6 protein-coding genes are annotated in these 3,701 nt (G+C 59.7%); 2 read left to right on the top strand and 4 right to left on the bottom strand.

What is annotated here, in order from left to right; genetic code table 11:
• A partial coding sequence (locus VMV64_RS11040; RefSeq protein ID WP_325330245.1) for an isocitrate/isopropylmalate family dehydrogenase occupies positions 1-368 on the bottom strand: 368 nt, incomplete at its 3' end.
• Between the two features lie 24 nt (positions 369-392).
• Here VMV64_RS11040 and VMV64_RS11035 point away from each other — a divergent pair.
• Both VMV64_RS11035 and VMV64_RS11030 read left to right on the top strand, forming a co-directional pair.
• Positions 393-935 (top strand): rRNA large subunit pseudouridine synthase E, encoded by a 543-nt coding sequence (locus VMV64_RS11035; RefSeq protein WP_325330243.1) that lies wholly within the window; start codon positions 393-395, stop codon positions 933-935.
• A 125-nt stretch (positions 936-1,060) separates the two neighbouring features.
• A complete protein-coding gene (locus VMV64_RS11030; RefSeq protein WP_325330241.1) occupies positions 1,061-1,297 on the top strand; it encodes a hypothetical protein in 237 nt (78 codons plus the stop codon).
• Between the two features lie 94 nt (positions 1,298-1,391).
• Here the strand turns inward: VMV64_RS11030 and VMV64_RS11025 are convergent, their stop codons facing one another.
• The 3 genes from VMV64_RS11025 to VMV64_RS11015 all read right to left on the bottom strand — a co-directional run.
• Positions 1,392-2,408: a formylglycine-generating enzyme family protein gene (locus VMV64_RS11025; protein ID WP_325330239.1), complete on the bottom strand. Its 1,017-nt coding sequence runs from the start codon at positions 2,406-2,408 to the stop codon at positions 1,392-1,394.
• A gap of 17 nt (positions 2,409-2,425) precedes the next feature.
• Positions 2,426-2,899 (bottom strand): DUF1854 domain-containing protein, encoded by a 474-nt coding sequence (locus VMV64_RS11020; RefSeq protein ID WP_325330238.1) that lies wholly within the window; start codon positions 2,897-2,899, stop codon positions 2,426-2,428.
• On the bottom strand, positions 2,896-3,701 hold an 806-nt coding region (locus VMV64_RS11015), incomplete at its 5' end, for an ABC transporter ATP-binding protein (RefSeq protein ID WP_325330236.1). The genes VMV64_RS11020 and VMV64_RS11015, both read right to left, overlap by 4 nt.

Raw genomic sequence — 3,701 nt, 5'->3', positions numbered from 1 at the left:
AGCATCTGGCGCAGCGCCACGTTGAGCGAGCGGATGCCGCCGGAAACGGGCGTGGTCAAGGGGCCCTTGATCGATACCACGTACTCCCTGATCGCCTGCACGGTTTCGTCGGGCAGCCAGGTATCGGGGTCGTAAACCTTGGTCGCTTTCTCGCCGGCGTAGATTTCCATCCAGGCGATCTTGCGGCGGCCGCCATAGGATTTTTCCACAGCCGCATCCACTACCTTGCGCATCACCGGCGTGATGTCCACGCCAGTGCCGTCGCCCTCGATGAAGGGAATGATCGGGTTGTCCGGCACATTCAGGGAAAAATCGGCATTCACCGTAATTTTGCTGCCCTGCTGCGGCACTTGAAATTTTTGCATCATGTTTGCTCCAGTATAATGTTTTCCATGAGCCGACTTATCCTGTTCAACAAGCCCTACGGCGTCATCACCCAATTCAGCAGCGACGGCAAGCATGCCACGCTGAAAGAATTCATTCCCCTGCCCGGCGTTTATCCGGCGGGACGCCTGGACACCGACAGCGAAGGGCTGCTCATTTTAACCGATGACGGTCCTTTGCAACACCGCATCAGCGACCCCCGCCATAAATTGCCTAAAACTTATTGGGCTCAGGTGGAAGGCATTCCTGACGAAGCCGCGCTGGAAAGCCTGCGCCGGGGGGTAGATCTGGGCGACTTCGTCACCCGGCCAGCCGAGGCTCGCCTCATTGAGGAGCCTCCGGGCTTATGGCCACGCACGCCGCCAGTCCGCTTCCGCAAGCAAATTCCCACCAGCTGGATCGAACTCGTCATCCGGGAAGGCAAGAACCGGCAGGTGCGGCGCATGACGGCAAAGGTCGGATTTCCCACCCTGCGCCTGATACGACACCGCATCGGCGATTGGACCCTCACCGGCCTGGCTCAGGGGGAATGGCGTGAAATAACGCTTTAACCTCAATACTTGAAAAAATTGGTATCCCGCTGTCAACCACACCACAAACCAGTCGTTATTGGATGTGACGCGCCATCGTGTCACTTGAATTTAAAACTTAACCCGTTGAATTAAAGGAATCCAAAATGAGCAAAATTCTGTCCGCACTGATCGCCGCTGCTTTCGCCGCTGTTACCTTCTCCGCCGTTGCTGCTGACGCTGCTGCTCCTGCTGCTCCTGCTGCTCCTGCTGCTGCCGAAGCGCCTAAGGCTGAAACGGCCAAGCCTGCCAAGAAAGCTAAAAAAACCCATAAAGCCAAGAAAGCCGCTAAAGCCAAAAAAGCTGCTGAACCTGCAATGGAAGCCGCTCCTGCTGCCAAGTAATACCGGCGCAAGAAATGAAAAAGGCGGGGTTTTCCCCGCCTTTTTTTATGGGTATCCTAAAACCAGTTGCGTTACGCCTGGCAAGTACCCACGGTTAGCGCTCATCCGCATCGGCTTTGCGTAACAGACGCATGCCGACAAGCGTGTAGCGCGTCTCCGGAGAATTCCAGTTGCGGTACGACGACCGGGCATAGAACGACCAGGTATGCCACGATCCGCCGCGGCGCACACGCACCTTGCCCGATGCTGGTCCCGGGGGATCATTGACCGGCGACATTGCGTAATAATTGTCGTCATACCAGTCTGCACACCACTCCCACGCGTTGCCGTGCATGTCGTAAAGACCCAGAGCGTTCGGCGCGAAACGGCCCACCGGGGCGGTGAACTCGAAACCATCGTACCCCGCTAGCGCATAGTCTTTCCACTGCGGCCAGTCCGCCTTTGTGTCGGCGGCGAAGGTGTTCGCGACCTTCAGCAAAGATTGCGGATCGTCGCCGCTGTGATAACGCGTTCGGGTGCCGGCGCGGGCGGCATATTCCCATTCGGCTTCGGTCGGCAGGCGATACTTTTTTCCTTCCTTCTCGCTGAGCCATTTGCTCATCGCCACGGCATCGTTCCAGGTGACATTCACCACCGGATGATCGTCCCCCTGTTTGAAACCGGGGTTGCGCCACGAATACTTCGGATTTCGCCCCTCGAAGGCATCACTCCGTTCCGATTTTTCGGGGTCATAATCGGGATTGTAGCCGTATCCGCCGGTGCCATCGGCCTCCGATTCCGGCTGGTAGCCGGACGCCTCCACGAACCTCCTGAATTGGCCGACCGTGACCTCGTGTTGCCCCAGGTAAAACGGCCGAGTGATGCGCACCTTATGCACCGGCGCTTCATCGACAAGCGCCAGGAAACGCTCGCGACCGTATTGCGGATAGGCGACTGCGAGCGCTTCGGGCGACTCGTCACTCCCCATCATGAACTCGCCAGCCGGGACCAAAACGAACTTCATGCCCAGCGAGTTCTCAATTTTCTTCGGTGAAGTTTCTCCTGGCTCGAACGACCACACGGGCGAGATCATCAGCGCAGCAAAAATAAAAGTCGTTGCACGTATCCACATATCGAGTCCCAGAATGGCTAAAGGAATCGATCCAGCAGCTTGCGGCTGCCCGGATCCAGCGTCTGGATATCCCGGATCAGGAAATGGATGCCGTTGCTGTCTGCGATAAGCAGGGTGGACGCGGCAAGGCGACGGATATCATCTTCCCCCTTGAGGATAAAGGTGGTGGGGCCACGATCGGTTTCCACCTGCCATGTGCTGGGCGTGGCAAAGCTGGAGACGCGGCGGATGCCGCGAATTTCCGGCATGAATTCCCGGCTCCCCAGCTCCTCTTCCAGAAGAATGCGTGATTCGTCCGGCAAGTCCGTCAGGCAATCGATCCAGGCCAGTTCGCGCCCGTCGGCAGTGACCAGTGCAATTCCCTCTGCGGGGGCGGCGATGGGAAAGGCGTGTACGGGCACCACTCCCTCATGAACTTCGCCGTCAGCGCCGGTAAAAACCAGCCTGCCGAAGGCATTGCGGGTGAGTTGGAAATCCATCGCCTTGTTCATGCAACGCCCTCCTTGGCTTCGGGCTCGGCATTCCACACCCTGTCGTCCATGTCGGTATCCACGTTGCGCGCTTGCGCCTGATAGAGGCGGAAATAGGCGCCCTCGCGGGCCATCAGCTCGTCATGATTGCCCACCTCGACGATCTGCCCGCGATCCAGCACCACCAGGCGGTCGGCGCGACGCAGGGTGGAGAGCCGGTGCGCGATGGCGATGGTGGTTCGTCCCTGAACCAGGTTGTCCAGGGCTTTCTGGATTTCCTTCTCGGTCGTCGAATCGACCGACGAGGTCGCTTCGTCGAGGATCAGGATGCGCGGATCGATGAGCAGCGCCCGGGCAATGGAAATGCGCTGGCGCTCGCCTCCCGACAGGGCTTGGCCGCGCTCTCCGGCCAGGGAGTCGTATCCCTGCGGCAGGCGCAGGATGAACTCGTGGGCGTGCGCAGCGCGCGCGGCGGCGATGATCTGCTGGCGCGAGGCATCGGGCTGGCCATAGGCGATATTGTCGGCGACGGTGCCGAAGAAGAGGAAGGGTTCCTGCAGCACCAGGCCGATATTGTGCCGGTAGTCGGCCACCGCCAGCGAGCGGATGTCGGTGCCGTCGAGGCGGATCGCGCCTTCCGTTACATCGTTGAAGCGGCAGATGGGGTTCACCAGCGTAGTCTTGCCCGAGCCGCTATGGCCCACCAGTCCAATCATCTCGCCCGGTTCGACGGTGAGATCCACGGCGCGCAGTACCGAGCGGTTGCCGTAGCGAAAGCCGACGCCGCGGATCTCGATGCGCCCTTGCACCTGCGCCAGGCGCA

Source organism: Sulfuricella sp. (assembly GCF_035531155.1).
Lineage (GTDB): Bacteria > Pseudomonadota > Gammaproteobacteria > Burkholderiales > Sulfuricellaceae > Sulfuricella.
The sequence above is the reverse complement of the archived record's forward strand: the minus strand, read 5'-3'. Positions and strand labels throughout refer to the sequence as shown.